The sequence below is a fragment of the Aliidiomarina sp. genome (assembly GCF_047920995.1).
In the GTDB taxonomy this organism is placed as follows: Bacteria; Pseudomonadota; Gammaproteobacteria; order Enterobacterales; family Alteromonadaceae; genus Aliidiomarina.
Window position 1 is genome coordinate 49187 of sequence record NZ_JBLRWZ010000010.1, and the last position, 22764, is coordinate 71950.

Here is a 22764-nt window from a genome sequence, read left to right on the forward strand (position 1 = left end):
ATGAGTTCAACCGGGCAATTTACCACACGGCCAGAAGTAACCTTTGCAATTGCTGGGGTAGATGCTTTATTGCTACAGTTTGATCAGCAACTTGATCCATGTATGCCGGGTTTTCTCGCCAATATCCGGCAAACAATTTTGCGCGAGCATGGTGATGTAGTGCAGGAAGTAGTGCCTTCGTATGCCAGTTTGTTGGTGTATTACGAACCACGGTTAGTGCGCACGTATGATTTACAGCAACTGTTGGAAGTAGTAGTAAATGATACGCCTTGGCTATGTAGTGTGTGGTCTGTTGATACCGAAGCACCAGGAAAGCTTGTGGAAGTACCGGTATGGTATTTTCCTGAGGGGCATAATACTGCACCTGTAAATGATATGGCCGCTATTTGTAAGCACACAGGTTTAAGCCAAGAAAAGGTTATTGCCGAGCATAGTGGGATTGATTATCAAGTATATGCACTTGGTTTTGCGCCGGGCTTTGCTTATTTAGGCCGAGTAGCCGAGTGTTTGGAAATGCCGCGTTTAGCTAAGCCGCGGCAACATGTGCCAGCCGGCAGTGTAGGGATTGCTGAGCAACAAACAGCGGTTTATCCGCAAGCATCTCCCGGCGGTTGGAATATTTTGGGATTAAGCCCCTTTCAGTGGTTTAACCCTAATTCTAAACCAATGACACCTGTACAAGTGGGTGATCGAATTCGTTTTAACGCCATTAGTGAGGCCGAATATAAGCAACTGTTGCAAGCGCAAGGAGGCCAATCGTGATCGGATTTCGAGTGGTGAAAAGTGGCATCCTCGCACTAGTACAAGACACCGGGCGCCTTGGTTATCAGCATCTAGGCGTTACTCGGGGCGGGCCGCTTGATGCAAAATCGGCATACTGGGCGAATCGCTTGTTGAATAATCCAGCCGATGCTGCAGTGCTGGAAATCACCGCTGGTGGGGTAGAACTCGAATCACGAACGCAAACCATGGTTGCGGTTACCGGAGGTGATTTAAACCTTACCGTTAATGGTGAACCACAAGTGCCGTGGCAGAGCTTTTGGGTACGCCAAGGTGATCGATTAAAATTTGCTACTCCACGTTATGGTTTTCGTGCTTATTTAGCGGTAAGTGGTGGTTTGCAATCAAAACCGATACTCGGCAGCAGAGCTACAGTGCAGCGCGATCACCTGGGCGGCATTCATGGCAATGGTGAACCTTTAAAGGTTGGCGATGAGTTACCCTGTAAGCATTTAGCAGAAGAGGAAATTAGCCGGCAAATTCCGCAGCAGTATTTACCGCAAATCAGCCAAAATATAACCTTACACTTAATTCCGGGGTATCAACAGCACTTGTTTAGCAAAGCGGCCTGGCAGAAATTTTGGGGCAGCGAGTTTTCACTCAGTACACATAGTAACCGCATGGGCGCACGGTTATTTGGGCCAGCGCTGGAAACCCCGCAAGATACCATTCTTTCTGAAGGGGTTAGCTATGGAGCGGTGCAGGTACCACCAGACGGGCAACCGATTATTATGTTGGAAGATCGGCAAACTCTGGGTGGCTATCCCAAGCTAGGCAATATCCTACCGTTAGATGGTTTTGTACTGGCTCAATGTATGCCTGGGGCGAAAATACGCTTTCAACCGCTTAGCCTCGCAGAAGGGCAGCAACAAATGCGCAGATATCTTCGCTTTTTCGGCTTGTAAGCTGAGCGTATTATTGCGATCATAAGCGCCATTTTTAAGAACAGGATTGCTGTTCAGAATTACTGCGCTGTTTGCTAGCGAACGTATCGCAACTATATAGATTTTGGAGAATACTTGAATGGCCGAAAGCGCCTCACGCCCGAGCAACTTTATTCGTAAGATCATCGATCAGGATTTAACGTCTGGAAAGCACAAGCAAGTGCATACACGTTTTCCTCCTGAGCCGAACGGTTATCTGCATATTGGTCATGCAAAATCGATTGTATTGAATTTTGGTATTGCTGATGATTACCAGGGCACCTGTAACTTGCGCTTTGATGATACTAACCCGTTGAAAGAGAGCATGGAGTATGTAAGCGCAATTAAGGCAGATGTGCGCTGGTTAGGTTACGAGTGGGAAGGCAAAGAACGCTATTCTTCTGATTACTTTGCTGCGCTGCATGGCTTTGCTGTTGAGCTTATTGAAAAAGGCTTAGCGTACGTTGATTTCTCGCCGCAAGAGGTAATTCGGGAATTACGTGGCACTTTGAAAGAGCCAGGTAAAAACAGCCCGTACCGCGATACTTCGGTAGCAGAAAACTTGGCCGAATTTGCCAAAATGACCGCTGGAGAGTATCCGGAAGGGCATTGTTCGCTGCGCGCTAAAATTGATATGAGCTCATCATTTATGTGTATGCGGGATCCAATTATTTATCGGATTCGCCATGTGCATCATCACCAAACCGGTGATCAGTGGTGTGTGTATCCGATGTATGATTTCACTCACTGTATTTCCGATGCTCTGGAAGGCATCACACATTCGTTGTGTACTTTAGAATTCCAAGATAATCGCCGCTTGTACGATTGGGTGTTAGATAACATTAGCATTCCATGCCATCCACAACAGATCGAGTTTTCGCGGTTAAATCTTGAATACACGGTAATGAGTAAGCGTAAGCTGAACTTGCTGGTAACAGAAGGCCATGTGAGTGGTTGGAACGATCCACGTATGCCCACCATTGCCGGTTTACGCCGCCGTGGTTACACACCGGGTTCAATTCGTGAGTTTGCGCATCGAATTGGCGTTACCAAAATGGATAATATGGTGGAAATGGGGATCTTAGAATCCTGCATTCGTGATGAATTAAATGAACATGCGCCGCGTTCGATGGCAGTTCTAGATCCGGTGAAATTGGTAATCGAGAACTACCCAGCAGGGCAGAGTGAGGTATTACTCTCCCCGAACCATCCGAACAATGAAGCTATGGGTACTCGAGAAGTGCCATTTAGCGGTGAACTTTATATTGAGCGTGAAGATTTCCGTGAAGAGGCGAATAAGAAGTTTAAGCGTTTAGTGCTTGGTAAAGAAGTGCGCTTGCGCAATGCGTATGTGGTAAAAGCTGAGCGCGTTGAAAAAGATGCGAATGGCGAAATTACTACTATCTTCTGTAGCTATGATCCGCAAACCCTTGGTGTTGATCCTGCTGATGGCCGGAAAGTGAAGGGCGTAATTCATTGGGTTTCTGCAGCACATGCGATACCCGCAGAAATCCGCTTGTACGATCGGTTGTTTAGTATTGCAAACCCAAGTGCAGCAGAAACATTAGATGAAGCATTAAACCCTGAATCGCTAGTGGTAATGCAAGGTTATGTTGAGCCTTCACTGGCACAAGCGAAACCTGAGCAAGGCTTCCAGTTTGAACGTATGGGCTATTTTTGCTTAGATAATCAAAATGCAAGCGCTGAAAAACTGGTATTTAATCGTACCGTTGGTTTGCGTGATAGCTGGGCTAAGATAAGTGGCGAGTAATAATCACTGATGTTAGTGAACGAAAAGCCCAGCGTTTCGCTGGGCTTTTCGTATTCATCTTTAAGATAACACACGTTATTCAGTATATAAGAACTGCTCTACTAAATCGGCTCCATACAGCTTAGATGGCGTTGTGAAGCCTCCACCTTGAGGGTTACTCAATACATGGGTAGCCATGGTGATAGCGCCTTTAGCAGTAAGTGTGTAGCCGTTTAATACTTGCTTGCGCAGTGTTTCCACATCGCCATTGGCGTTGCGTGCTTCGCCCCACACCCAAGTGTAATATTTGGCTCGTTCTTCATCTTTCGGGCCAGCTGGCTGTGCGTCGATCTTCTTCATTAACCAGTTTTTCATAAATTCCATGCGGAATAACCAACGCAGCCAATTCATTTTGCGCATGCGGCTTACCAGCTTGGGGCTCGCTGGAATATATACTTCAATATTGCCAATGCCGGTACTGTGATATGCGGTAGAAACATCCCCCCAAGGAATGGTCATGGCTAATTTCTCGCCACCACCGAAATCAATTTTCTCAGCTTTGTAAGCTAGCGGTACGGTTACGATCTTACCGTTTTTGCGCACCGAGCCACCTTCGCCAATGCGCCGAGCACTTGTTTTTGCGGTACCGCGGCTCATGCGTGAACGTGAATCAAAGCCCAACTTCAGGTGGGTAGCATCGGGTAGTTTCGCTTTCAATTGCGCCGCAACACAATCCGTAGGAATTACATCGAAACCCACGCCAGGGCAGAGCACTACGCCGGCAGCTTGAGCTTGTTCGTGAAAACTTGCGGCTAGTTCAAAAATATCGAGCTCGCCGGTGATATCCAGATAGTGCGTTTTGCTGGCAATGCAGGCTTTCATCATTACTTCGGCGGTGAGTTCAAATGGGCCTGCGCAGTGAATTACTAAATCAACATCTGCAAGCTCTGCAGCTACTTGCGATACGCTTTCAAGGGCAAAGCTTTTGCTTGTTAAGCCAAGTTCATTAGCAAGTGCAGCTACTTTCTCAGGATTACGGCCAGCAAGGATAGGTGTTTGGTTTTGTGCAATCGCTTCTTTAGCGATCAATTCACCTGTATAGCCGGTGGCGCCATAAATCATATAGTTCATTAGGATAACTCGATTCGGTGATGGTCGGCGTCTTCTGTATTGTGTTCGCAAGTTGCTGCGTTTTTACACTCGCCGTACAAATAAAGGCTATGGTTCGTGAGTTGAATACCGTGCTCTTTGGCAACCGCTAATTGGCGGCGCTCGATGGTATCATCTTCAAACTCAATCACGCGGCCACAGGTGAGGCATACTAAATGATCGTGGTGTGCTTTAGCGCTAAGTTCAAAAACAGAACGGCCACCTTCAAAGTGATGGCGGGTAACAATACCGGCATCATCAAATTGATTTAGTACCCGATATACTGTTGCTAATCCCACTTCATTGCCTTGTTCAAGGAGAATTTTGTATACATCCTCGGCGCTAATATGCTGATGAGCAGGGTTCTTCATAATTTCGAGAATCTTAATTCGCGGTGAGGTTACCTTTAATCCAGCTTTCTTCAGTTGAATATCGGAATTACTCATTTTAGACCCTCGTTGATAGTGTGTTCGCCGATTATAGCCACATTTTCTCTGCTTAAGCTAGTTGATCAAGGCCCATCTCTTCACGCAGCTGAGCACACCATTGTTGAACACGCTCTTTCGTTAGCTCAGGCTGGCGATCTTCATCAATGCCTAAGCCAACAAAATGGTTGGCATCCGCCATGCCTTTGGATTCTTCAAAATGGTAACTTTCAGTTGGCCAGTGGCCAATCACAATCGCGCCGCGAGCTTCAACGATATCGCGAATCATACCCATGGCATCAAGAAAATATTCCGCATAATCTTCTTGGTCGCCACAACCGAAAATAGCAACAACTTTGCCTGCAAAATCAATTTCTTCAAGTTCCGGGAAAAAATCATCCCAATCACATTGGGCTTCACCGTAATACCATGTTGGAATGCCGAAGATCAGTAAATCAAATTCGGCAATCTCTTCTTTACTAGATTTCGCAATATCTTGCACAGCAATCATTTGCTTACCTAGCTCTTTTTCAATCATATGAGCAACGGCTTCGGTATTGCCGGTATCGCTGCCAAAGAAAAGTCCTACTGTTGCCATAGTTACTTCATTCCAATCTATGTTTATGATTCAGTGTTCAGGGTTTGCTTCAGCAATTGCTCAATTAGAGCACTACGGCTAATACCTTTTTCCGCAGCTTGTTCGCTGAGTTCTGTGTACACGTGCTGTTCTAATTTCAATTCTACCCGCCGCAAACCTTTCTCGCGATCACGGCGTAACTGCCTACGTTTGTTTAAACGTACTTGTTCTTCCCGGGTGAGTGGATTACTTCTTGGCCGGCCGGGCCGCCGCTCACTTTGAAATAAATCGGGGGTAATTTTATCGTTTGCTTCTTTTGCCATGGTTATGCCGCTACACCAATTGGTTTTGCGTTCCTTTGCTAATGCGGAAGGCCATATACATTACGAATTATTGCAACTGCGCTTCGAGCACGAATTGAATAACACCTTTCGCTAGAAACCCAGCCATTCCTAAAAACAAAACAAGCCACACAGCAATACGGCCAAACTTTGGCACATCACCTTTCTTCAATACATCTTGAATCGCTAAGCCGATCAATAAAAATAAGCCGGCGATGGCAATATTCATCATCAGTGATTCAATTTGTTCAAGGTTATCAGCAAACATCATTCTTCCTAATTACTTGCCATCGACATGTTTCGCTCAGTTAACGGCGCTATTCTACGCAGTTCAATGCTCGTTAAATTGGCCTGCAGCATAGCATATAGCCTTATTTCTTGCGAGTATTAGACAGCGAAATGGCTTTCTAGAAAACGCTCCACTAAACCATTAAATACCGCTGGTTTTTCTGCATGCAGCCAATGGCCAGCTTCAGCAATGGTTTTCGATTCTGCTCGCGGAAATCTGCGCGTAATGGCTTCGCGATGCTGCTCTTGAATATAATCTGAATTACCACCGCGGATAAATAATACCGGGCCGGAGAATTTACCTTCTTGGGCTGGGGCGCCAATTAAATCCGCATAACATTTACGCAAGCCAGCAAGATTTAATCGCCATTCCCAACCGTTGTCTGTTTTCCGTAAATTCTTCAGTAGAAACTGCCGTACGCCTTTCGTTTCTATGGCATTCTCTAATGCCTTGTCAGCGTCTTGCCGGCTATTCACCGAATCAACATCAACAGCTTCCAGAGCATCGAGAATGGTATTGTGGCGAGCATCGTAAGCTACCGGAGCAATATCTGCGATAATGAGTGAATGCACGCGATCTGGATGCTCAAGCGCAAATTCCATTGCTACTTTACCACCGAGTGAATGGCCAAGAATATGAGCTTTGTTGATCTTGAGTTTATCGAGGAGCGCTTCTAAATCTGCAGCCATCTCCACAAAGCGCATCGTATCGGTCCAGGGGGAGTTACCGTGATTACGCAAATCAACATTCACCACATGATAATGTTCTTGCAACGCTCGGCTTATGCTTTTCAAGTTATCGAGGTCACCAAAGAGACCATGAATTAGCACTACAGTGTCGGCCTCATCGGCGGCTACGCCGAGTTCCTCAAAATTTAACGCCACGGCCTTCGACATAAATAGAATTCCTCGTTATGTTAGAGAGTGAGTTTGTGCTGTGCTTGGTATTTTCTCTGTTTGTGCTTTGCGGTGCAAACCTTCTGTTTGTCGGGTATAATTCTTCGGTGTTTTGAACAATGAGAATTAGAACCCGCCCTATGAAAAAAATTGATATCGATGATGAACTATACGCCTATATTGCATCCCATACACGGCACATAGGTGAGAGCGCTTCGAGCATTTTACGCCGTTTGCTTGGGCCTAGTTCTGGCTTGGCTGCCGATGGCGGAGCAAAGAATGATAGCGCTGCCGCTAGTGAACACCAAGGTTTGCCATCAGCAAGCCCACAAAAGCAACCTCCGGTATCTGCGCATTCTAGCAGCCGAAATCTTTTTGATGTGCTTTCGCAAGCGGATTTAGCTAACCAAAAGGGGGCTGTTGGCCGGTTTCTGTTTATTTTGGCAATGTTACATCGCTGCCATGCTCAGCAATTTCCTCGGGTGCTCGATATTCGCGGCCGCAATCGGTTATATTTTGCTGCGAGCGAAGCCCAGCTATTAGCCGCTGGCAATAGTACTAACCCGAAGCAAATTCCCGATACGGAGTTTTGGGTAGTAACGAACAATAATACAACGAAGAAGAAATCAATTCTTACCGAAGTGGCGATAGAGCTTGGCTATACGGCGTCTGAAGCTGAAAAAATAAGGGATTTTCTAGCATGAGCAAACACCCACGGGCCGGTATGCCGGCAGAAGTAAGTGATTTATGTAATATTCCGGCGCTCATGGCCGCCTATTATGTAAATGAACCGAATCCGGGCTCCGCATCACAACAGGTAAGTTTTGGTACTTCCGGGCACCGTGGCTCGGCCTTGAAGCATTCATTTAACGAGGCGCACATTTTGGCCATTAGCCAAGCAATCGTAGCGTATCGTGAAGAGCAAGGGATTACGGGCCCGCTGTTTATTGGCAAAGATACCCATGCACTCTCAGAAGCTGCATTTATTACCGCGCTGGAAGTGTTTATCGCGAATGGGTTAGAAGTACACATTCAAGCGGATTTTGGGTACACGCCAACGCCCGTGATTAGTAATGCAATTGTGCGTTACAACGCAGGCCGCAATTCTGGCCTTGCCGATGGTGTGGTAATTACTCCTTCGCACAATCCACCACAAGATGGCGGGTTTAAATACAATCCACCTCACGGTGGCCCTGCAGATGGTGAAGTTACTAAAACTATTGAGAAATATGCGAACGCCATTCTCAGTACAGAATTAATTGGTGTAGAAGTGATTTCCTGGGCGCAAGTAAAAAAATCGAAACGCTTGCAGAAAGTGGATTGGATTAGTGCCTACGTACAAGCGCTTGATAGTGTAGTTGATATGCAAGCGATAGCTAAGGCGCAATTACCAGTATGTGTAGATGCAATGGGCGGCTCTGGCATTGCTTATTGGCAAGCTATTCGTGATCACTACAAGCTGCCACTGGATATTATTAATGCTAACGCAGATCCTACATTCCGTTTCATGACCCTAGATAAAGATGGCGTGATTCGCATGGATTGCTCTTCGGCAGATGCAATGGCTGGTTTGTTGGCGCAGAAAAGTGATTACGCTTTGGCGGTGGGGAATGATCCGGATTATGATCGCCATGGCATCGTTACTCCTGATGGCTTAATGAACCCGAATCACTTTCTTGCGGTTGCTATTGATTACCTTGCTCGCCACCGTGATTGGCCAACTAGTAGAACAATTGGCAAAACCTTGGTTTCAAGCGCAATGATAGATCGCGTTGTTGCTGGCGTGGATTTCCAATTAATGGAAGTGCCGGTTGGTTTCAAGTGGTTTGCTGAAGGGTTAGCTGCTGGTGAATTAGCCTTTGCTGGTGAAGAGAGTGCCGGTGCAAGTTTCCTAGATAAAGCTGGCAAGCCTTGGAGCACAGACAAAGACGGCATTATCATGTGCTTGTTAGCAATGGAAATCCAGGCTGTTACCGGCAAAACACCGAGTGAATATTATCGCGAGCTAGAAGCGCAGTATGGTAACTCAAGTTATGCGCGTATCGATTGCCAAGCAACCGCGGCTGAAATGGCTGCCTTTGCTGCTTTGGCCGAGAATCCGCCAATGTTAGAAAGCTTGGCAGGAGAGCAGGTTACTGCGGTGTTAAATCGAGCGCCGGGTAATGATGCTGGCTTCGGTGGTATTAAAGTAACCACAGCCAATGGTTGGTTTGCGGTGCGGCCATCAGGCACTGAACCTGTGTACAAGATTTATGCCGAGAGTTTGCGTGATGCTGAGCATTTAGCAGCTATTCAAGCAGAAGCGCAACAACTGCTGGGTAAGTGGCTAGCGTAAGCTACCCGAAATAACTGATAAAAGGCTTTAAAAGGGCTGGGTAATGCATTACCTCATGCATTTCCATGCCCTAATATAGTGCCGAACATGTCCGCTGCAATGGTTTAAACAACACTGCCAGAACCAGGTTTCACAGGGATATTACCATCTGGCTCATCAAAATCTTCGTTAGCCTCTTCAACTAAGCTCGCTAAGAGCTCTTCAGAAGGTTGTGCTGGGGCAATGCCCATTAATGGTGAATGCATTTGATCGCTGGCTTTCGCCCGCTGAGTTATGCGGTAGAAGGCATAGATTGAAACCGTGCCGGTGAAAACAGCCATTAGCACGAAGAACAAGTTCATCGAGCCAAACTGCATTAATACTGCCGCCAACGGGGCTCCCACAATAGCGCCAATACCACCCACTTTAACAATCGCACCGGTAGCACCAATCATTTGATCTTTAGTGAGATAATCGTTGGTGTGCGCCATGGCCAAAGAATACAGCGGCAGTAACGAACCACCTAAGGCAATCATTACGGCATAAATAAGTACCGGCTGGGTACCTGGAATTTGCGCCAGTATTAAGGCCAATACGGCCGAGGTTAACGCGCAGAACGCCAGCACTACGCGGCGGTCGAACCTGTCTGAAAGTAGGCCCACTGGGGTTTGCAATACCATGCCGCCAAACAAAAATGCCGCCATGAATATGGTTACTTGCGTTACGGAAAGGCCTATGGCAGTGGCGTACACTGGGCCTACACCATAAAACATCGCGCTACATGCTTGCATGATGAATGCCGTAACGATACCCAAAGGTGCCTGCTCAAGTAACAACTTTAGCGGCACTTTTTTGGCTTCATGAGTGGTGGGTTCTACGGTAATGGTAGCCAGAATCGGAATCAGTGATACGTTGATTAACAGGGCAATAATGGCGAAGGGTACAAACGTTGCCGGATCAGCAAACCCGAGAATCAATTGCCCTACCACCAAACCACCGTAAATTAACACTAAATATACTGATAACATCGCGCCCCGATTGCGGTTATCTGCCATAGTGTTTAACCAGCTTTCGGCAATTACGAATAATGCGGAAATGGCGAAGCCGCTGATAAAGCGCATGATTAGCCATACGATTGGATCGATCCAGATGGCTTGCACCAATACCGCCACCGAAGCTAATGCGGCTAAGCCACCGAAGGCACGAATATAGCCAACTCGGCGAATATCTTTGGGCGCTCGCGTGGCGCCAAAAAGGTAGCCTATAAAATAGGCAGACATAATTAAACCAATGGTAACAGTGGTGAAACCTTCCATGGTGCCGCGTAAACTAAGTAGGGTACTGGTCATGCCCACACAAAGGCCGATAAGTGTCATCGTGGAGAGTAACGAACTAACGGCGCGTATTTGTTGTCTGAGCATGCTAAATTGGTTCCATTATTTTGGTTAACTAACGTGTGGCCATACTTTATCAGCGAAAAAGAGTTTTCGCCAGAATTCCCCCAGGCTTATCCACAGGTTGTTACTTGCCGTGGTGCCGCGGGATGTTTATTATCCATACTTACTATTAAAGGAAGGCGATTTCTGTGCGGTTTGTATTTCTAATTAGCAGCGCTCTAATCTTTTGGCTCGGTAGCTTCGGTAATGCGTTAGCAAATGATAGCTTTGCGCAGCTGCTACAAGCCGAAGTAGAAGTTAACGATCAGAGCAGGGCGCAGCGCCAACGTGAGCTGCCAAACCTTTTCCAAGAGGTATTAGTGCGCGTATCGGGTACTACTGAAGTAACCAGCCACTCGATTGTGCGCAACGAACTGAGTTCAGTGAACGATTATCTACTGCAGTTTGGCTACCGCCGCGAGGGCGATAGTACCTATTTGCAGGCCATTTTCGCTGAGCAGCGTATTCGTCAGCTTCTGCAGCGGGCGGGATACCCAATGTGGACCGGAGAACGTCCGCAATTGTTGCTGTGGCTAGCAGAAAACTCTCCGAGCAGAGGAATTCGATTAGTTAGCCGCTCTGAAGATCGTGAATTTTTAGATGCGCTACATAGCGAATCACAACGCCGAGGCATGCCCATACTGATGCCATTAATGGATTTAGAAGATCAATTAGCAGTTGGCCCTCGCGATGTGTGGGGCCGCTTTCAGCGCGAAGTAAAGCGGGCTACCGATCGCTATCCAGTTGCAGGCGTAGTAAGCGCACGAATGTTTCCGATTACGGGTGAAGATGGCGCTGAATTACTGCAATTAGAAGCCATTGTGGTAGTGGGGGAGCGTGAGTTTAATGCAACCGTGAATGCGCATAGCGAGGCTGAACTTGCGCGGGCGTTAGTGAACCAAGTAACCGATCGGGTAGCGAAAGTGTTCATTGGCAGTTCCGATGGTGAACAGGAAATTGTGCGGGTGCGTTTTAGCGGTTTTGCAGATATAGCGCAGTTATTGGCCGCAGAGCAACTGCTGCAGCAGCAGGGGCAAGTAGATCAAGTTCACCTATCGCGTTATCAGCAAGGTATGCTTGAGTTTGTAGTGCAGGTAAGAGGCAGTTCGGAATTATTGGTGCAAGCGCTAGCTTTTGAACGGCGCATTGAAGCTTTACCGATGCGCAGAGATCATGAAAGCAACGAGGTTGTGTTGGAGTATCGATGGTTGCGGTAATGGCTCGAGAACAGCAGTTGGCCTTGCCAGTGCAATTACCTGATCATGCATTGTTCAGCAACTTTGTGGTGGGCGAAAATCAGCCCGCGTATGCCCATTTGCAGCGCTTAGCGCAGGCCGAATGGCAGCCACAAGAGCAGTTTACCTTGCTGTTCGGTGGAGCGGGTAGAGGAAAAACACACCTGTTGTGCGCGTTATGTGAAAGTTTTGCTAATGCGGGTAAATCAAGTATTTACTTACCGTTAGCTGAACTGACAACACCCTCAGCAGCCAGCGTTCTAAATGGTATTGAACAGTATGATCTTATTGCTCTAGACGACCTAGAAGCCGTAGTGGCAATTCCGGAATGGGCAGAAGCTTTATTTATATTGATTAATCGTTTGTTAGATAAGCGCGCAGGGTACCTTGTGGGTGCTGCGGCAAAAAGCCAACAGCGGCTGCCGATAGCATTGGCTGATTTGCGCTCACGCTTGCAGTTAGCCGTTACTTTTCAATTACAAGAGTTGAATGATGCAGGCAAAGTTAAAGCGTTGCAGCAACATGCGCAAGAACGTGGTTTAGAGCTATCTGTTGAGGTGGGTGATTATATGATGCAGCGCTTAAGCCGCGATATGCATCAGTTGATGGCCGTGCTTGAAAAACTTGATGAAGCCTCAATGGCCCAACAGCGGCGCTTAACCCTACCGTTTATAAAACAAATACTACAGGTATAAGCGCTCGCCAGTGGAGTGGTTATTACTCCATTTTGCCGGCGTTTGTAACAACCGCTTCATCTTTTTTCTTTTTAATACCCAACCCTAACTCTCGGCCGCGATAGCGCGCATAATAGGTAGCGCCGATGAATGCTCCCGTAGTAAGAATTAACTCAATTGCGGCGAAAATACGCTCATCAGGGTGAGTATAGAGAGCGGTTAAACTATGAATGAAATAAAATATTAGAATGAAATTGGCCCAAGCATGGGTGTAAGGGTTGCCCTGCAGAATTCCTTTCAATGGCAGTAACAACGGTACAACCCAAATGGCCAGGCTAATATACACGCTTAAAAACTCGTTGGTGGCCAGCACAGTATGCCACAGGGCTACGAACACTAATAAACTTGGGTAGCAAATAAGCGTTAGTTTGCGGTAAAAACTCGCAGATTGTAGAAAATCAGTGTTCACAGTAACTCCAATACAGATTCTGGCGGCCGCCCAATACGGGCGTGTTGGCGATCTTCGTTGAGTACAATTGGCCGTTCCAACACTTTCGGGTGTTGCGCAACAATTTCGGCTAATTCCCGCTTGCTACCCGAGAAGGTTTTTAGCCCCAACGCTTTATATTCATCTTCTTTAGTACGCAGCATATCGGCTAAAGGGATTGCTAAAGCTTTGCTTAATGCAAGTAGAGTAGTGGCCGAAGGAGGAGTTTTTAAATACTCAACAATGTTTACTTGTACGCCATGTTCTTCTAGCAGCGCCAAAGTTTGCCGGCTCTTCGAGCAGCGCGGGTTGTGATAAATGGTAAACTCAGACATCTATTTTCTCCGAAATCCTAAACTTGCCGCGCACTCTACAAGGTTTTATTTAAATGTCAAAAACTCGATTGCGCTCGGCTTCTAATGCGCGCAGTTGAAAGATACGTGCTTGAATACGCTGGCGGTTACTTTCATCGCTTTCATTGGTTTTTACGAACGCTGAATGGAGCTCATCTACGCCAAGCTGAAAGCTACCGCGTAGCGCGTGCAGCTCTGCTTGTGCCTCATGAAGGGCGGGCCCATTTCCAGTTTTCTGATGTAAATCGATCATTAGTTGATACGCTACTACATCGTTTTTGTTATGGATTACATAATCATTAATAATACGGCGCGCTAACTGTGTTTCGTTTGCTGCAATTGCTGCATACACTAAGTTTAAGGTAACCACTTGGTTGTTGGGCCGGCGCATGTATTCTCGGGTGAGCCACTCTACCGCTTCCGCTTCGCGCTTTTGGCCGAGCATGATATCGGTTTTGGTATCTAAGAAGAACAAGTTAAACGGCTCAACGGCAATGAGCTCAGCGATAATTTCTTTGGCTTCATCAAATTGCTCGAGCTCGAATAATGCAAGAGCTTTGGCGTAGCGGGAAGCTAAACGCTTCGTTGGATGTTGGCCATCGCGCATCTCGTTATTAAAACTTACCAGCAGATCTCTAGCATTGCGAGTGCCATAGCGCACCCGAATACGCGCTTTAGCTAGCTCAAAATCTAAGCTTGGTTCTAGTTGTAGTGGGCCAAGTGCTTGGGCACGTGAACGTGTATCCGAGATACGTGATTCAGGCAGTGGGTGAGTAATTAAGAACTGGGGCACTTGAGTTGCATAGCGATACCTAGCTTGTAGCTTGGTAAAAAATCTTGGCGCGCCTTCAGGATCGTAGCCTGCTCGCGCTAACGTGGCCATGCCTACTCGATCGGCTTCCTGTTCGAATTGCCGAGTATAATTTATAGCCCGTTGCTGGGCACCGGCTACCCCTGTTGAAAGCACAGCCATGCCGAGTTGTGGGTTGATTACAGTTAACAAAATACCACCGAGCATTTGTGCCAAGGTAATAGGTGCTGCGGCCTGTAGGCGTTCCATATTGCGCGCAATATGACGTTGGGTTACGTGGGCAATTTCATGAGCTAGTACTGCCGCCATTTCCGATTCATCCTCGGCTTCGAGAATTAACCCGGTGTGCATACCCACATTGCCGCCAAGAAAGGCGAAGGCGTTAATGCTGGAATCATTTACCCAGAAGAAATTAAACGGATATTGCACATTATCTGCATGGCGAACTAACCGGTTGCCTACGGTATTCAGGTATTCTTTAAGTACGGGGTCTTCCACAATTGGTGCAACGCGGCGAACTTCGCGCATATAGTGATCGCCAAATAAGCGTTCGCGTTCGAGCGACATAAAGGCACCACCAGCGGTACCAATAGTAGGTACATCTGTTCTGCTTTGGGCATTTGCGGTGGATAAACTACTGCCTGCAACCGTAAACGTAAGTGCGGCTGAACAAGCAAGAGCAGTAACAAAACGCGTGGTTTTTCCCATGAACTTCAACAACTCCGTGGCTTCGATTACAAAGCCTATCGAATAAAGTGATAATTGTACATTACCTTTGAACATTGCATTAGAGCTTACGTTTTCGTTTTGGTTCCCATGGCATGGGCCTTTAAAAGTAGTGTAAACTATTGGTTAGCCAACTATTTGTACAATGCTACTTTGCTTTAATACAATTAGAATACAGCTTAATTCAGCTGTTCTAATCAGAGGGCGGTGCTGTTAGTATGCGGCTTATCTTAAATGGGAGAAAAACCGAGTTATGTTGAGCTATCTTCGCAGTTGGTTTCAGCGCCGCTTTGCAGATCCAAATGCTGTAACGCTAGCGTTATTGTTGATCATTGGGTTTGGCCTGATTGTTTTTGCTGGCAAAATACTAGCACCCATTTTAGTTGCTGTGGCACTTGCTTACCTATTGGAGTGGCCTGTAGCGCGAATTGAAAGAATAGTACCGCGGATTTATGCTGTTCTTATCGTGTTCCTGCTTTTTATTAGTTTAGTGTTGCTACTGGTATTCTTCTTAGTACCGGTAATTTGGCAGCAAAGTGTAAACTTACTCTCAGAGTTACCCCTCATTGCTCAAGCTTGGCGCGATCTTATGGAGAGTGCCGAAGAAATAGCACCGGCCTTTATTGATGGCTCCCAAATTCAAATGTTTACCGATAAGGTAAATGATCGGCTTTTACAATTCGGGGAGAATTTACTTGAGCGTTCTTTAAATACTATTGTGCTGCTCGCCGTGTTTTTGGTGTATATGATTATTGTGCCGTTGTTAGTGTTCTTTATGCTGAAAGACAAAGCGATTCTTATGGACCACTTGAATCGCATCTTACCTGAGCAACGCCGATTGATAAGCCAGGTAGGTTCAGAAATGAACCTACAAATCATGAATTATATTCGTGGTAAATCTGTTGAGATTGTTATTGTAGCGGTTGTATCGTTCGCTACTTTTAGCTTTTTTGAGCTTCGTTATGCAGCTCTGCTAGCTACTCTGGTAGGGCTATCCGTGTTGGTTCCCTATATTGGTGCAGCTGTGGTTACCATTCCTATTGCACTCGTAGGCTTGTTCCAGTTTGGTATGGGCACCACGCTGCTTTGGCTGATTTTCGCGTATCTTGTTATTCAAGCGCTCGATGGCAATGTGCTGGTGCCGATTCTATTCTCCGAAGCGGTGAATTTGAACCCGGTATATATCATTGCAGCGGTGTTGATTTTTGGGGCTATTTGGGGATTCTGGGGAGTATTTTTTGCGATACCATTAGCCAGTTTAGTGAAGGCGGTAATTACTGCATTATCAAACCAAGATTTTCAAGAAGAGATGCCAAGCGAAGATACGAAAACGAGCGCTGAATAAGCGCTCGTTAGTATCGAATAGTATTTTTCGGTTATGCGGTTAATGCGTTTAATACCACCTCGTGGTGGTCTTTGGTTTTAAACTTATCAAAAACATGGCTTACTTTGCCGTCTTGGCCGATTAAGAAGCTGATGCGATGGATGCCATCATATTCTCTGCCCATGAACTTTTTCGGGCCCCACACACCAAATGCATTGGAAACTTCATTTTGCTCGTCACCTAGCAACGTGAAGTTAAGCTCATCGCGCTCAGTGAATTTAGCTAATCGTTTCGGCGCATCTGGGCTAATACCAACTACCACAACACCTTTTGCGGCAAGTTCATCACGGGTATCGCGCAGCTTTTGTGCTTGCACAGTGCAACCTGGGGTCATCGCTTTTGGATAGAAGTAAACTAGTACTTTTGCAGATTTAAGTAATTCCGCTAAATTAACGGGCTCACCGTTTTGATCGGGAAGTGTGAACATTGGGGCTTTGTCGCCCACTTGTAAAGTTTTCATAGCTGAACTCCTTAAGCATGTGGCAATTTAATTTTTATGAAAGCATACATTCTGCGAAATCGCTAGTGAAGTACACTTGTTATTCAGTGGCTGCACGAGTAAGATTGTGGCCTTATTTTTAGAGGGAGATTCTATGCTGACCGGCAGTATGGTGGCGCTTGTCACTCCATTTACCAGCAACGGCAATGTTGATTATAAACTCCTTGCTGAACTCGTTGAGTTTCACATTCAATATGGTACCGATGCGATTGTATCGGTTGGCACTACTGGTGAATCACCAACATTAAGCCATGACGAGCATGTTGATGTAGTGCGCGCTACGGTTGAGCTTGCTGATAATCGTATACGAGTAATTGCGGGTAACGGCTCAAACTCAACGCAAGAAGCGGTTCAGCTTACCGAACGCATTGCCCAATATGGTGTTGATGGTTTTTTGAATGTTACTCCCTATTACAACAAACCAAGCCGAAAAGGGATTATAGAGCACTATCGCCATGTAAGTGAGGCGAGTGATTTACCCCAATTTTTATATAATGTTCCAGGCCGAACAGTGTGCGATTTGGCGCCAGAATTAGTGGCGGAATTGGCACAGTTTAAAAATATTATCGGCATCAAAGAAGCAACCGGTGAGGTAGAGCGAGTTGCTGAGCTACAGCGCTTGTGTGGCCAAGATTTCCTGTTACTCAGCGGCGACGATCCAACATCGCGCGAATTTATGCTTGCTGGTGGCCATGGGGTTATTAGTGTAACTGCGAATCTCATGCCGCAAACCATGAAGCATATGGTAGATGCTGCATGTAGAGGTGATGCTGAAGGTGCGGCTAAGTTCGATAAGAAACTTGCGCTACTGCATGATGCCTTGTTCATTGAAGCTAACCCGATTCCAGTGAAGTGGGCTATGGCACATTTAGGTTGGATTCAAGCTAATTATCGGTTACCGCTTACGCCTCCGGAACTTGCCAGTGAAAAAGTTATCGAAGAAGCACTCAAAGCAGCAGGATACTTACAATAACGGAGTTTTGATGAAGTTTACTAAAGTAGGGGCAATTGCCTTAAGTGCGCTGATCGTAAGCGGCTGTGCAGCTCAACGTGATTTAGCAGAAGGTGGGTTTGATTACCTAGAAGTGGAAGACCGTGGCCAATTAGTGGTACCTGAAGGGCTAAATATGCCAGCTCAGCGTGCCCAGTATCGTTTGCCACAACTTTCAGCGGAACAGGAAACCGGTTCAATTGGTGCAGCAGTTAGTGTTCGTTCTCCTCGCCAAGTATTAACGTTAGCGCCGGGTAGCCGTACGGAAGATGGTATTTCTGAAACACGTTTGGCGTTTGATTCGGTAGAAGGCATTAGTGATTTACCGGCATGGGTTTGGAGTGGGGTAGAATCTATTGTAGGTAGCATGGGTGCGGAGATCGTGGTTAATGAACCAGAAAGCCGTATTGTAACTGCTCGTTTTGAACAAGAGCATTACACTGTTACGCGGCCTGGCTTTTTGAATCGCCTACGCCGTATTCGCGATACCTATACCTCCATGCAAACAATTGAAGTGGCGATGCAATCAGCACCGCACCGCCGTAGTACCGTAATTGATGCGCGTGTTACCGATATTAGCTGGTATGTGAATGGCCGAGAAATGTCTCGTCAAGATACGCCCGTAATGTTGCAACGCGATTTAGAAGCGGGTGTGTTAAACCGAGTTTCATCTCACTTAAACACCAACTATTCAGCAGATCGTATGGCGGATGCCCGCAGGGGAGTTGAAATACGCGAAGCAGAAACCCCTGATGGCTTTGCTGCCATCGCATTTGAGAGCTCATTTAATGTGGCGTGGGGCTTAATGCCATCGATTCTTGAAAACATCGGTTTTATTCTGGATGATTTCAACCAATCGGAAGGGATTTTGTATACTGCGTATGAACCAGAAGGCAAGCGTGGCTTTTTCAAACGCTTAGCGTTTTGGCGTAGTAGAGATGGTGGCCCGTTGCCACTCCGCGCGGGTACTGAAGTTGAATTTAATGTGGATGAGCGCGATGGTGTAGTATACATCTTAGCGAATATCGACGATCAACCTGTTTCTGCTGAGCAGATTTCGGCTTGGATGCCGGCGTTTGTAGAAGCGTTTCGTGTGCAAACTGAAGAATAGTTGAGATTGGGTTCATGCAAAAACTTAACGAGTTATACCGTGGCAAGGCAAAAACAGTATTTACCACCGAAAACCCAGAGTACTTAATTCTGCAGTTTCGGGACGATACATCGGCATTCGATGGTGAGCGAATTGAACAGCTAGCCCGCAAAGGCATGGTGAACAATAAGTTTAACTATTTCATTATGGAAAAGTTAGCAGCGGCAGGAATTCCTACGCAAATGGAAAAGCTGCTATCGGATAATGAATGTTTGGTAAAGAAATTGGCAATGATTCCAGTTGAGTGTGTGGTTCGGAATCTTGCCGCTGGCTCGTTAGTACGCAGATTAGGTGTGGAAGAGGGGCTTGAACTCAACCCACCTACCTTTGAGTTATTTCTCAAAAACGATGCTCTGCATGATCCTATGGTGAATGAGAGCCATGCCATAGCGTTTGGTTGGGCTACCGCTGAACAGCTCGCCGAAATGAAACGCTTAACACTTGCGGTAAATAACGTGCTCAAGCCGTTATTTGCAGAAGGTGGTATGTTATTGGTGGATTATAAACTCGAGTTTGGTGTGTTTAATGGCGAAATTGTATTGGGTGATGAGTTCAGCCCAGATGGTTGTCGTTTATGGGATATTGCAACCCGTACCAAGCTTGATAAAGATCGTTTTCGCCAAGGCCTTGGTGGCGTGGTAGAAGCTTACGAAGAAGTAGGTAAACGTTTAGGTATGCAATTCGATTAAGCAATCGCATACGCAACATAACCTAGCCGAGGAAGCGCTCATGATGAGCGCTTTTTTTTCTATGTGTTGTTGGGGTTGTCGTTCTTATCTTTACTATTGCTAGGCTCACCTTCTGCAGAATCACTTGTTATCTTTTGTTGCTGCTCTTTTTCTCTAAGGCGTTTTTCTTGCGCTCGTTTTACTACCGATTCAGGCATTTTCATGTGCGCGGTTTTCTTAACCAGCATAATATTGCTGAGAATGATCCCGATTGCCAGAACGATAATAAGGATCGCGCCCCAACCAATGTCCATTAGCGTTGTACTTCGCTGGGGATGGGTTCAACCTGCAGGGTGTACCGGCGAATAAGAGCTTCTAAATCTTGTAGTAGCAGAGGAAACCCAGGTAGCTTTCTGCTTTGCAGTAGCAGAGCCCACTCGGAAATTGTATGCGGATCACGCCATAGCTCAAGGTATTTAGCCGCTAGTGGCACATAGCTTAGGTGCCAAGGTTCCGCAGCAACACCATTACCACGGCCCTGATAAGGCCAATAGAACCCATATTCTGCCGCATGATCTTGCAACCAACGCCAAAGTGGCCAACAAGGCCCACCTTCTGTGTATTCTTCGCGCACCAAATGTAGTTTTTGCTCACCTAAAGCGGTGGCATCATAAATATCCATGTCAGTGCCCCAATGATGGCGGCTCGTGCCTGGTAACGCCGACCAATGCAGTATGGTAGCGATCCCAGCCTCATCTTGGCTACTGGCAGCAAACTTGCGTGCCCAAATGGCCTCTTGCCGCGCAAAGCTGCGAAAGGCACTGGCGATTTGTAAATCGTGGCCAGCACTTGCAGCGGCCTGCTGCATCCGTTGAAATGCCTGCATAACCTCGCTTTGCAAATACAGGCTGCTAGAGGTGTTGCCGGGCAGCTCTGTAACGTGCTGGTTGGTAACCCCAAATAACTGCTGCAAAGTGTTCGGCAACTGATTGTTATTCATCAACGAGTATATGCTCCAAAATTGCTTCATACATATCGGTAAGCTGAATTAAATCACGGTGGCTTACGTGTTCGTTCACTTTGTGAATACTGGCATTTACTGGACCAAGCTCAATTACCTGCGCCCCCGTTGGGGCGATAAAGCGGCCATCAGATGTGCCGCCAGCCGTGGATAGTTCCGGTTCTTGGCCAATGATCTTAGTAATCGCCGCTTTCGTTGCGGTTACCAACGACCCTTGTTCTGTTAAGAATGGCAAGCCGTTTAAGATCCAATCGATAGAGTAAGTAAGCTCATGCTTATCAAGTATAGCTAAAATTCGCTGCTGCAATCCTTCGGCCGTGGATTCGGTGCTAAATCGTAAATTGAAGGTAACGTTGAGCTTGCCAGGAACTACATTGGTGGCGCCAGTGCCCGCTTGCATATCTACAATCTGCATACTGGTAGGGGGAAACGCGGCGTTGCCATTATCCCAAAGCTCGGCAGCCAGCTCAGCAATAGCTGGTGCAGCTTGATGTACTGGGTTACGTGCTAAATGCGGATAAGCTACATGGCCTTGAATTCCTGCAATGCTTAAATAACCTGTTAAGCTGCCTCGGCGGCCGTATTTAACTACATCACCACAATAATTTGTGCTTGAGGGTTCACCCACCAAACACCAAGCTATTTTTTCATTTCGTGCCTCTAAGGTTTCAATTACCTTTACCGTACCATTGATAAAGGGGCCTTCCTCATCACTGGTAATCAGGTAGGCGAGGCTGCCGGTATGGTTAGGATGCTTTTCGATAAACCGTTCAGTAGCCACGATCATTGCCGCTAGGCTACCTTTCATATCGGCAGCGCCACGGCCATACAGCACGCCATCTTTATCGACGGGTTCAAAAGGAGGGGTGTGCCATGCGCTTTCATCACCAGCAGGTACAACATCAGTGTGGCCTGCAAAACAAAATACCGGACCGGAGTTATTGCGCCGAGCCCACATATTGGTGGTATCTGCAAACACCATTTCTTCGATAGAAAAACCTAGCTTTGCTAAACGCTCAGCCATCAATGGCTGGCAGCCTTCATCATTTGGTGTTACTGAACGACGGCTAATTAATTCGCGCGCTAAAACCAGCGTTGGGTGATTGTGATCGTATGCTTCAGACACCAAAACGCTCCTGCCATACTGCTTCATCAAAACCAACTGTTATAACACCAGCGGCCACAACTACCGGACGTTTTAATAGGGTTGGGTGGGCTTGAATCAAGTGCACTGTGCGCGGCAAAGTGAGCTCACCTTTGTCGTCTTCTGGCAGTTTACGCCAAGTTGTGCCGCGTTTATTAATTAGGGTATCCACACCTACTTCATTTACCCAATGCTCGATCGTGGAAGCGGGTAATTGGATTGTTTTTAGATCCTCAAATTGATAATCAACCTTATGCTCTTTTAGCCATTTCAGGGCTTTTTTCACGGTGTCACAGTTCTTGATGCCAAAAACAATGATGCTCATGGAGTACCTCGAAGAAGAATTATTGGTATTGCGCTATGCCCATCTGTGCAGCGCGCTACAGATGCTTTGTGTATACTAAATTACAGCGCAGCGGTAATGAAAATGAGTTGCTTAACAATGCCATAAGCGACAAAAAAACGGAAGTGCCAAGAGATGTTCAATTTCATCCACTTTTTCTGTGGATAACCTTGTTAATTAGCTGAAGTGAAGTCTTTAAGGTACTGAAATAAATAGAAATAGTTAGTTGTGCGAGAAAACAGCACATGCTGTTTTTTTGATCTTATTCACTACTTTGTGCGAATATACAATCAGTAATGGTAAAAAAGTGAGGGCTCCATGTGGAAAACATTAAAACGCGGGGCTGAATACTTAAGGTTATGGCCTAATCACGCGGTAGTAGGCAATTTAGCCGAAAG

The 22764-nt window shown here is 46.5% G+C and carries 26 protein-coding genes; 11 read left to right on the top strand and 15 right to left on the bottom strand.

Translation table 11 applies throughout. From position 1 onward, the window contains the following. The 3 genes from ACNA7P_RS04220 (at position 1) to glnS (ending at position 3474) form a co-directional block, all read left to right on the top strand. Positions 1–762, top strand: coding sequence for a 5-oxoprolinase subunit B family protein (locus tag ACNA7P_RS04220; RefSeq protein ID WP_416257368.1), 762 nt, complete (start codon positions 1–3; stop codon positions 760–762). Next, positions 759–1685, top strand: coding sequence for a biotin-dependent carboxyltransferase family protein (locus tag ACNA7P_RS04225; RefSeq protein WP_416257369.1), 927 nt, complete (start codon positions 759–761; stop codon positions 1683–1685). Before ACNA7P_RS04220 ends, ACNA7P_RS04225 begins: the two co-directional genes overlap by 4 nt. Positions 1686–1803: 118 nt before the next feature. Beyond that, on the top strand, positions 1804–3474 hold the full coding sequence (gene glnS, locus ACNA7P_RS04230) for a glutamine--tRNA ligase (protein ID WP_416257370.1): 1671 nt from the start codon (positions 1804–1806) through the stop codon (positions 3472–3474). A gap of 75 nt (positions 3475–3549) precedes the next feature. Here the strand turns inward: glnS and ACNA7P_RS04235 are convergent, their stop codons facing one another. The 6 genes from ACNA7P_RS04235 to ACNA7P_RS04260 form a co-directional block, all read right to left on the bottom strand. After that, entirely contained in the window at positions 3550–4584 is a 1035-nt protein-coding gene (locus tag ACNA7P_RS04235) for a saccharopine dehydrogenase family protein (RefSeq protein ID WP_416257371.1), read from the bottom strand. Beyond that, positions 4584–5048 carry a ferric iron uptake transcriptional regulator gene (gene fur, locus ACNA7P_RS04240; RefSeq protein ID WP_416257372.1) on the bottom strand — a complete coding sequence of 155 codons (465 nt, stop codon included), beginning with the start codon at positions 5046–5048 and terminating at the stop codon, positions 4584–4586. Before fur ends, ACNA7P_RS04235 begins: the two co-directional genes overlap by 1 nt. Before the next feature lie 52 nt (positions 5049–5100). Continuing rightward, positions 5101–5625 (bottom strand): flavodoxin FldA, encoded by a 525-nt coding sequence (gene fldA, locus ACNA7P_RS04245; RefSeq protein WP_416257373.1) that lies wholly within the window; start codon positions 5623–5625, stop codon positions 5101–5103. 23 nt (positions 5626–5648) lie between these two features. After that, positions 5649–5927 (bottom strand): LexA regulated protein, encoded by a 279-nt coding sequence (gene ybfE / locus ACNA7P_RS04250; protein ID WP_416257374.1) that lies wholly within the window; start codon positions 5925–5927, stop codon positions 5649–5651. A gap of 67 nt (positions 5928–5994) precedes the next feature. Then, positions 5995–6213, bottom strand: coding sequence for a DUF2788 domain-containing protein (locus ACNA7P_RS04255; RefSeq protein ID WP_416257375.1), 219 nt, complete (start codon positions 6211–6213; stop codon positions 5995–5997). Positions 6214–6332: 119 nt separating this feature from the next. Then, complete coding sequence (locus ACNA7P_RS04260) at positions 6333–7130, bottom strand: alpha/beta fold hydrolase (protein ID WP_416257376.1); 798 nt, start codon at positions 7128–7130, stop codon at positions 6333–6335. 140 nt (positions 7131–7270) lie between these two features. Between ACNA7P_RS04260 and seqA the strand changes: the two genes are divergently transcribed. Further along, positions 7271–7834: a replication initiation negative regulator SeqA gene (seqA, locus tag ACNA7P_RS04265; RefSeq protein WP_416257377.1), complete on the top strand. Its 564-nt coding sequence runs from the start codon at positions 7271–7273 to the stop codon at positions 7832–7834. Continuing rightward, positions 7831–9465: a phosphoglucomutase (alpha-D-glucose-1,6-bisphosphate-dependent) gene (gene pgm, locus ACNA7P_RS04270; RefSeq protein WP_416257378.1), complete on the top strand. Its 1635-nt coding sequence runs from the start codon at positions 7831–7833 to the stop codon at positions 9463–9465. The genes seqA and pgm overlap by 4 nt, the downstream gene beginning before the upstream one ends. Before the next feature lie 104 nt (positions 9466–9569). Here pgm and ACNA7P_RS04275 read toward each other — a convergent pair whose 3' ends face one another. Further along, positions 9570–10865, bottom strand: a complete 1296-nt coding sequence (locus tag ACNA7P_RS04275; RefSeq protein ID WP_416257379.1) for an MFS transporter — start codon at positions 10863–10865, stop codon at positions 9570–9572. A 164-nt stretch (positions 10866–11029) separates the two neighbouring features. Between ACNA7P_RS04275 and ACNA7P_RS04280 the strand changes: the two genes are divergently transcribed. Both ACNA7P_RS04280 and hda read left to right on the top strand, forming a co-directional pair. Next, entirely contained in the window at positions 11030–12097 is a 1068-nt protein-coding gene (locus tag ACNA7P_RS04280; RefSeq protein WP_416257380.1) for a DUF2066 domain-containing protein, read from the top strand. After that, on the top strand, positions 12085–12810 hold the full coding sequence (hda, locus tag ACNA7P_RS04285) for a DnaA regulatory inactivator Hda (protein WP_416257381.1): 726 nt from the start codon (positions 12085–12087) through the stop codon (positions 12808–12810). Before ACNA7P_RS04280 ends, hda begins: the two co-directional genes overlap by 13 nt. A 22-nt stretch (positions 12811–12832) precedes the next feature. Here the strand turns inward: hda and ACNA7P_RS04290 are convergent, their stop codons facing one another. The 3 genes from ACNA7P_RS04290 to ACNA7P_RS04300 are packed head-to-tail and all read right to left on the bottom strand — an operon-like array spanning position 12833 to position 15148. Then, a complete protein-coding gene (locus ACNA7P_RS04290) occupies positions 12833–13258 on the bottom strand; it encodes a DUF2069 domain-containing protein (RefSeq protein WP_416257382.1) in 426 nt (141 codons plus the stop codon). After that, positions 13255–13611, bottom strand: a complete 357-nt coding sequence (gene arsC, locus ACNA7P_RS04295; protein ID WP_416257383.1) for an arsenate reductase (glutaredoxin) — start codon at positions 13609–13611, stop codon at positions 13255–13257. Before arsC ends, ACNA7P_RS04290 begins: the two co-directional genes overlap by 4 nt. A 49-nt stretch (positions 13612–13660) precedes the next feature. After that, positions 13661–15148: a M48 family metalloprotease gene (locus ACNA7P_RS04300; RefSeq protein WP_416257384.1), complete on the bottom strand. Its 1488-nt coding sequence runs from the start codon at positions 15146–15148 to the stop codon at positions 13661–13663. A 271-nt stretch (positions 15149–15419) separates the two neighbouring features. Between ACNA7P_RS04300 and ACNA7P_RS04305 the strand changes: the two genes are divergently transcribed. Then, a complete protein-coding gene (locus ACNA7P_RS04305; protein ID WP_416257385.1) occupies positions 15420–16511 on the top strand; it encodes an AI-2E family transporter in 1092 nt (363 codons plus the stop codon). 31 nt (positions 16512–16542) lie between these two features. Here the strand turns inward: ACNA7P_RS04305 and bcp are convergent, their stop codons facing one another. Continuing rightward, complete coding sequence (bcp, locus tag ACNA7P_RS04310; RefSeq protein ID WP_416257386.1) at positions 16543–17010, bottom strand: thioredoxin-dependent thiol peroxidase; 468 nt, start codon at positions 17008–17010, stop codon at positions 16543–16545. A gap of 133 nt (positions 17011–17143) precedes the next feature. On the opposite strand from bcp, the gene dapA reads away from it, so the two are divergent. Genes dapA through purC form a run of 3 tightly spaced genes read left to right on the top strand, consistent with a single transcriptional unit; the run spans position 17144 to position 19879 of the window. After that, a complete protein-coding gene (gene dapA / locus ACNA7P_RS04315) occupies positions 17144–18022 on the top strand; it encodes a 4-hydroxy-tetrahydrodipicolinate synthase (protein ID WP_416257387.1) in 879 nt (292 codons plus the stop codon). A gap of 10 nt (positions 18023–18032) precedes the next feature. Next, complete coding sequence (gene bamC, locus ACNA7P_RS04320) at positions 18033–19151, top strand: outer membrane protein assembly factor BamC (RefSeq protein ID WP_416257388.1); 1119 nt, start codon at positions 18033–18035, stop codon at positions 19149–19151. 14 nt (positions 19152–19165) lie between these two features. Beyond that, positions 19166–19879, top strand: a complete 714-nt coding sequence (gene purC, locus ACNA7P_RS04325; protein ID WP_416257389.1) for a phosphoribosylaminoimidazolesuccinocarboxamide synthase — start codon at positions 19166–19168, stop codon at positions 19877–19879. 59 nt (positions 19880–19938) lie between these two features. Here the strand turns inward: purC and ACNA7P_RS04330 are convergent, their stop codons facing one another. The 4 genes from ACNA7P_RS04330 to ACNA7P_RS04345 are packed head-to-tail and all read right to left on the bottom strand — an operon-like array spanning position 19939 to position 22348. Then, complete coding sequence (locus tag ACNA7P_RS04330) at positions 19939–20172, bottom strand: DUF2897 family protein (protein ID WP_416257390.1); 234 nt, start codon at positions 20170–20172, stop codon at positions 19939–19941. After that, entirely contained in the window at positions 20172–20858 is a 687-nt protein-coding gene (locus ACNA7P_RS04335; RefSeq protein WP_416257391.1) for a M15 family metallopeptidase, read from the bottom strand. Before ACNA7P_RS04335 ends, ACNA7P_RS04330 begins: the two co-directional genes overlap by 1 nt. Next, a complete protein-coding gene (dapE, locus tag ACNA7P_RS04340; protein ID WP_416257392.1) occupies positions 20851–22005 on the bottom strand; it encodes a succinyl-diaminopimelate desuccinylase in 1155 nt (384 codons plus the stop codon). The genes ACNA7P_RS04335 and dapE overlap by 8 nt, the downstream gene beginning before the upstream one ends. Next, on the bottom strand, positions 21998–22348 hold the full coding sequence (locus ACNA7P_RS04345; protein WP_416257393.1) for a Spx/MgsR family RNA polymerase-binding regulatory protein: 351 nt from the start codon (positions 22346–22348) through the stop codon (positions 21998–22000). The genes dapE and ACNA7P_RS04345 overlap by 8 nt, the downstream gene beginning before the upstream one ends. Between the last annotated feature and the right edge of the window lie 416 nt (positions 22349–22764).